A 6,076-nucleotide genomic window follows, 5' to 3' on the forward strand; every position below is an offset into this window, starting at 1 on the left:
GCAATGGATCACCGCGCCCTCATCGCCTCGATCCCGCCGGACACCAAGGACCGTCTGCAACACCGTTCCGACGCCGCCGGACTAAAGCACCTTGCGCTCTATCTCGCGGCCCTGACAGCAACCAGCGCGGGTATCATTACGCATATCCCCTTCTGGCCGCTGCTGCTCCTGCCGCAGGGCGTCCTGCTGGTGTTCCTGTTCACCCTCAGCCACGAGTGTACACACAAGACGCCGTTCAGGACGGGCTGGGTCAGCGACGCGGTCGGACATCTGGTCTCGGTCCCCATCGCCCTGCCCTTCACATGGTTTCGCTACTTCCATCTGGCCCACCACAAATGGACCAATCATCCGAAAAAGGACCCCGAGCTTGACGGCAAGCCCCGCCCCGAGAGCTGGCGCAGCCTGATTATCTATCTCAGCGGCTGGCCTTACTGGTCCGGCATGGCGCGGGGTCTGGTGAGCAACGCCATGGGCCGGATCGACGCGCCCTACCTGCCCGCCCGCCAGCATCGCGCCATCCGAACCGAGGCACGCCTCCTCTTGGCCCTCTACGCCGCCGCGACGCTCAGTCTGTTCTATTCATCAGCCCTGTTCTGGCTCTGGCTGTTGCCAATTCTGATCGGTCAGCCCTTTCTGCGCCTCTACCTACTGGCAGAACACGGTCTCTGCCCGCCCGTTGCCAACATGCTGGAAAACTCACGCACGACCTTCACCAACCGGATCGTCCGTTTTCTGGCCTGGAACATGCCCTATCACGCTGAACATCACGCCTTTCCCAACGTGCCGTTCCACCACCTGCCCGCCTTCCACGATTGGACACAGACGCACCTGAAATCCACCTCCGATGGATATACCGAGTTCACCCTGGATTACGGGCGCAATCTAAAGCGCTGAGACAATGGGCTACTTTTTCTTCAACACCGCGGTCAGGATCGGAATCAACAACGCCGTAAGGGACCCCAGCGGGTTCGCGCCAAAACTCTTCACCGCCTGAACCACCTCGCGCGCCTCTGTGGCCATATCCTCCAGCTCCTCCTCAATATCGGCAATCGCCATATCGCGCACTTCAACGGCCGGCGCGATCTCGTCCTCGACATTTGTGCGCCGTGCGATCAACACGAGCAGACCAGCTAAAAGCAAGTTGCCCAACGACAGAATTGCGGCAGCCGATGCGGATGACATCACGGTTTGCAGGGCGAAAAACAGGGCGACATTCAAAAGCACCAGACTGGCCAGTGCAGCGATACCCGCCAGAACCATCATGATGGTTTGCTGCTGAACAACGGCCAAGCGGCGGCGCGCGATCAGACGTTCGGTCCGATAGATCGTTACCAGATTTCTGCTGACTCTACTCATCTGTGTTTCCTATCCTTGCGCGCGACCAACGACATACCCGAGGGAAAAGGCAACCAGCAGGGCCGTTATCGGATAATCCTTCTGAAGCCTGCCGAATTCTTCGACCGCCTCTTCCCCCACGGCTTGCGCCTTGCTGAGGTCAATGCCGTGCTCTTCCAGAAGTGCCCGAATTTCGTCGGTCGTCTTACGAGGGGCGGTTGGTTCAGCCTCGGCGTCCGGTTTCAGGTTTTGGTCAGCATCTTCTTCCAACTGCGCATTACGCGTTCGGAGTTCTTTCAACTCGGCTTCAAGTTCTGCTTTGGTCGCCATCAAAAACCTACCTCAATGTATCAGGTCAAAGCTGTCATCTGCCCTAACCGTCGCACATTACTGCGGTTTTTTGAACTGTTGTCTTGCGTCTCTACAGACCGCACCAAGTGTCAGCTGGCGCGATCCATCGACACAGCACTGACAATCCCACCACCGACCAACGCCTGCACACCGGTCGTTCCGGGGCACGAGGTCGGCAACCCCCGCGCCACCCGCACGGCGAGATAGGCAAAGGCCTGCGCCTCTAACATGTCTCCATCCAGCCCGACCGTCTCGACCGGCTCTACCGGGCAATCCAGCGAGACGCGCAACATCTCCATCAACACCGGGTTGCGCCGGCCACCGCCCGTGACCAAAACGCGGCTTGGTGGTTTCGGGCAGTGCTCCATCCCCTGCGCCACCCCAGCGGCACACATGCCGGTCAGCGTGGCCACTGCATCGGAATCGCTCAACTCCTGCACCAGACCGATCATCTCGGCAAAGTCATTCCGGTCCAATGATTTCGGCGGCATGCGGGCAAAGAAAGGCTCAGCCAGAAACAGCTCCAGCGCGCCGGTTTCAACTGTACCACCGCGCGCAACCGCGCCGTCGCGATCCATCGGCAGACCCAGACGCGCCTGCATCAGATCATCCACCGGCGCGTTTGCCGGACCGGTGTCAAAGGCCAACAGCGCACCCGGCGCTTCGGGCCTATCAAAGGACGGATCAACATAGGTCAGGTTGCCGACACCGCCGAGGTTTAAAAAACACAGCGGTTCCTCGGCCTCGATCCATTTGGCACAGGCGAAATGGAAGAATGGTGCCAACGGGGCACCTTCGCCCCCCATGGCCACATCATCGCTGCGGAAATCCCAAACCACCGGCTGGCCCAGCGCTTGCGCCAGCCCAAAGCCATCGCCCACTTGCAGGGTTCCGCGCCCGCGCGGCTCATGCGCCAGCGTCTGACCATGAAAGCCGATCAGATCCACGGCTTCGAATTCCGACAGCGCCTCGGCGTGGGCGCGCGTGATCAGTTCCGCGGCCGCTTCTACCTGCGGGCCGTGCCACTGACCCAGCGCAGCACGCAGCTGCGCGCGCTCGTCCTCGGAATAGGCGCGATAGCCGCTTTCACCAAAGCCGAATATCCGGTGACCATCGGTCTCAACCACCGCAGCATCCACGCCATCCAGCGACGTGCCAGACATTGCCCCGAGGGCACGGACCGCCTTGTTTGTCTTGATGGTCAGACCCACGCATCTCTCCTGCTCAACACTTTTTGGCGCCGCTTTGTGCGTGGGAGTGACACCCATGGGTTGCGGCTTGTCCAAACTGACTTCTATTCGGAACGCAAGGCAAGCGCGTTGCACGTTACCAGTGGATTTTTTTGCCCCAGCGGTGCGGGATCAACAACCTTACCCCTATCCCATTGCGAAAAATCAGTATCTGAGCCAGCATTGCGGGACGTCAGGTCAACGAAACTGTCGTATAACGGGCTGCACATGGATCACACGGAAACACCAAAGAAACCCGATACGGTTGAAAACCGAAACTACCAGTTGATTTTCTGGTCAGGTGCGCTGCAGACCATCGGTGGCCAATTGGTCAATCCGCGCCTTGTCCTGCCATTTCTGTATCTGGCCCTGGGTGCGCCGACCATCATCGCCGGTCTCTTGCTGCCCTTTGTGACCGGCGCGCGCCTGATCGCCGAAATCTTTGTCTCGCCTTTCATCAACCGGGTGACACGCGCCAAACTGGCTGTCTATGTGCCAAATATTCTGACCGGAGCCGTGCTGGCCATTCTTGCCCTATTCGCGACCGACCTGTCCCAGACAATGGTCGTTCTGCTCTTCCTGATCACCGCGATTGTCATGGGCTTGTGTCAGGGCGTCACCAGCCTAGGCACCAGCCAGATCTACGGCACCTCAGTCCCCGAGGGTAAACGAAACCGGATGGTTTTTGCGCAGGCCACCGTATCGGGTGTTCTGGCCATCCTCGTCGTTTGGGCCACAAAAGACCTTCTGGTGTCCGAGAAACCCATGCAACGCCATATTGTGGTGATGTGGTGCGGTGTGATCGCGATGTTCGCCGCAGGCCTCAGCTTTGCCGGAGTGCGCCTGTTCGAGGATGAGCAACCCGCCGCCCCCGAACCCACCAAGAAACCAAAACCTCTGGCCGAATTGGCGACCGGCTTCAAAACCGGCATGGCCTATCCGTGGTATCGCAAATTTCTGCTCGCGCGGCTGCTCTTTGTCTCGGTCGAGCTTGCCATGCCGTTCTACACGATCCATGCCGCGACCTATCATGTGGGGACCAAGCATTCGCTCAGTTACTTTGTGATCGGGGCCAGCGCGGGTGTCGTGATCGGATCGGTTCTCTGGGGTTGGCTCAGCGGGCGCATCTCGGTCAAACCGGTGATGTGGCTTGGGTGCCTGATCTCGACACTTTCAGCCGTTTTGGCGCTTGGCTTCACTTTCACGGGCTACGCGCAGAATGTCTGGCTATATGCGGCGGTGATCCTGCTGCTGTCGCTGGGCGGCAATGGCGTGATCTATGGCCGCTACCTCTATTTGATCGAGGTGACCAAGAAACAGGAACGCCCTTATCTCGTGGCACTTGGCGATGTCTGTGCCGGGCTGGTCGGCATCGTTTTTGCAGCAATCCTCGGCGCAGTGGCACATCTGCATGACCCGATCACGCCGATCTTTGTTCTGGCCGTGCTCAACCTGATCGCAATGCTCTATGCCTTCCGTCTTCCCCCTCCCAATCCCAAAGGTGCGGCACCGGCGCATGAGTCATCCGTTTGAAGTAAAATGGTGCCTTTTCCTTGCCCGCACCGCCGCCTATACAGTGCCCCGCAACATCAACCCAAAGGGCACGATATGACCTACCACCCCAAATCGGATTTCATCGCCACGATGATCGAGCGCGGCTTTCTCGCCGACTGCACCGATTATCAGGGCCTTGACGACGCGCTGATTGATGGGTGCAAACCGGCCTATATCGGCTTTGATGCAACGGCGAAATCGTTGCATGTGGGCAGCCTGATTCAAATCATGATGCTGCGCTGGTTTCAGAAAACCGGTCACAAACCGATCACCCTGATGGGCGGCGGCACCACCAAAGTGGGCGATCCATCGTTCCGCTCGGATGAACGCCCCCTGCTGGGCCCCGAGCAGATCGACGCCAACATTGCAGGCATCAAAAAGGTGTTCTCGGCCTATATCGACTATGACACCGACGCCGAAAATGCGGCACTGATGCTGAACAATGAAGAATGGCTGGACGGTCTGAATTACCTGGATTTCCTGCGCGACATCGGGCGGCACTTTTCGGTCAACCGGATGCTGGCTTTCGAATCCGTGAAATCCCGGCTCGACCGCGAACAGTCGCTGTCGTTCCTCGAGTTCAACTACATGATCCTGCAGGCCTATGACTTCCTGGAACTGAACCGGCGCTATGGCTGTGTTCTGCAGATGGGCGGCAGCGATCAGTGGGGCAATATCGTCAACGGTATCGACCTGACCCGCCGCGTGTTGGACCACGAGATCTATGGCCTGACCACGCCCCTGCTGACCACCAGCGACGGCAAGAAAATGGGCAAATCTCAGGACGGCGCCGTTTGGCTGAACGCCGAGATGCGTTCGCCCTACGAGTTCTGGCAGTTCTGGCGCAACACCACCGACGCGGATGTGGGGCGGTTCCTGAAGCTGTACACTGAACTGCCGGTGGACGAGTGCGACCGCATGGGTGCGCTGGCAGGATCCGAGATCAACGAGGCCAAGATCCGCCTTGCCAATGAGGTCACCACCCTGTTGCACGGGGCGGCGGCAGCAGCAACAGCTGAGGCTACCGCACGCGAGGTGTTCGAAAAGGGTGGCGTGGGCGGTGACTTGCCCACCCTGACCCTCAGCGTGGACGAATTGGGCGAAGGCATGTCCATCGTCCAGATCATCGTAAAATCCGGTCTGGCCAAATCGGGTAAAGAGGCCAAGCGCCTGATTTCCGAGAACGGCGCCAAACTCGACGACGCACCACTGACCGATGCCGGCCTGATGATCGACGCCGGCGCCCTATCCTCGCCCATCAAACTGAGCGCGGGTAAAAAGCGTCACGCGCTGGTGCAGTTGGGCTGAACAAGAAAACGACTATGCAAATGAAAAACGGCCACCGTTAACAGGTGGCCGTTCTCATTTCCTAAGACCCGATCCGGATCATCGCGATGGCAAAGTTATCTCTTATCTTTGCCTCCGCCTTTTCCGCCACCTTTACCGTCGCCGCCTTTGCCGCCGCCATGGCCACCCTTGCCGCCACCTTTACCGTCGCCGCCTTTGCCGCCGCCATCGCCGCCGCCGCCATTACCGCCGCCATCGCCACCGCCGCCATTACCGCCGCCATCGCCACCGCCGCCATTACCGCCGCCATCGCCACCGCC

7 protein-coding genes are annotated in these 6,076 nt (G+C 59.5%); 4 read left to right on the forward strand and 3 right to left on the reverse strand.

Translation table 11 applies throughout. From position 1 onward, the window contains the following. The first annotated feature begins 3 nt into the window (after positions 1 to 3). Positions 4 to 894: a fatty acid desaturase gene (locus HW561_RS06910; RefSeq protein ID WP_176863035.1), complete on the forward strand. Its 891-nt coding sequence runs from the start codon at positions 4 to 6 to the stop codon at positions 892 to 894. Between the two features lie 9 nt (positions 895 to 903). Here the strand turns inward: HW561_RS06910 and HW561_RS06915 are convergent, their stop codons facing one another. The 3 genes from HW561_RS06915 to HW561_RS06925 all read right to left on the reverse strand — a co-directional run bounded on the left by HW561_RS06915 (position 904) and on the right by HW561_RS06925 (position 2,849). Then, positions 904 to 1,356, reverse strand: a complete 453-nt coding sequence (locus HW561_RS06915) for a hypothetical protein (RefSeq protein ID WP_176863037.1) — start codon at positions 1,354 to 1,356, stop codon at positions 904 to 906. Positions 1,357 to 1,365: 9 nt separating this feature from the next. Beyond that, positions 1,366 to 1,665 carry a hypothetical protein gene (locus tag HW561_RS06920; RefSeq protein WP_176863039.1) on the reverse strand — a complete coding sequence of 100 codons (300 nt, stop codon included), beginning with the start codon at positions 1,663 to 1,665 and terminating at the stop codon, positions 1,366 to 1,368. 110 nt (positions 1,666 to 1,775) lie between these two features. After that, complete coding sequence (locus tag HW561_RS06925) at positions 1,776 to 2,849, reverse strand: anhydro-N-acetylmuramic acid kinase (protein WP_235962840.1); 1,074 nt, start codon at positions 2,847 to 2,849, stop codon at positions 1,776 to 1,778. Between the two features lie 294 nt (positions 2,850 to 3,143). Between HW561_RS06925 and HW561_RS06930 the strand changes: the two genes are divergently transcribed. The 3 genes from HW561_RS06930 to HW561_RS23685 all read left to right on the forward strand — a co-directional run. Further along, positions 3,144 to 4,448 (forward strand): MFS transporter, encoded by a 1,305-nt coding sequence (locus HW561_RS06930; RefSeq protein WP_176863043.1) that lies wholly within the window; start codon positions 3,144 to 3,146, stop codon positions 4,446 to 4,448. A 75-nt stretch (positions 4,449 to 4,523) separates the two neighbouring features. After that, positions 4,524 to 5,777 (forward strand): tyrosine--tRNA ligase, encoded by a 1,254-nt coding sequence (gene tyrS / locus HW561_RS06935; protein WP_176863045.1) that lies wholly within the window; start codon positions 4,524 to 4,526, stop codon positions 5,775 to 5,777. Positions 5,778 to 5,863: 86 nt separating this feature from the next. Beyond that, the coding region (locus HW561_RS23685) for a hypothetical protein (protein ID WP_211198540.1) at positions 5,864 to 6,076 on the forward strand (213 nt) is incomplete at its 3' end.

Origin of the sequence: Ruegeria haliotis (genome assembly GCF_013377785.1) — a bacterium.
Classification (GTDB): domain Bacteria; phylum Pseudomonadota; class Alphaproteobacteria; order Rhodobacterales; family Rhodobacteraceae; genus Ruegeria; species Ruegeria haliotis.

Excerpts from the sequence above, each read along its gene's own strand:
- HW561_RS06925 (WP_235962840.1), bottom strand. The coding sequence starts at position 2,849 with ATGTCTGGCACGTCGCTGGATGGCGTGGATGCTGCGGTGGTTGAGACC.
- tyrS (WP_176863045.1), top strand. The coding sequence starts at position 4,524 with ATGACCTACCACCCCAAATCGGATTTCATCGCCACGATGATCGAGCGC.
- HW561_RS06930 (WP_176863043.1), top strand. The coding sequence starts at position 3,144 with ATGGATCACACGGAAACACCAAAGAAACCCGATACGGTTGAAAACCGA.
- HW561_RS06915 (WP_176863037.1), bottom strand. The coding sequence starts at position 1,356 with ATGAGTAGAGTCAGCAGAAATCTGGTAACGATCTATCGGACCGAACGT.
- HW561_RS06910 (WP_176863035.1), top strand. The coding sequence starts at position 4 with ATGGATCACCGCGCCCTCATCGCCTCGATCCCGCCGGACACCAAGGAC.
- HW561_RS06920 (WP_176863039.1), bottom strand. The coding sequence starts at position 1,665 with ATGGCGACCAAAGCAGAACTTGAAGCCGAGTTGAAAGAACTCCGAACG.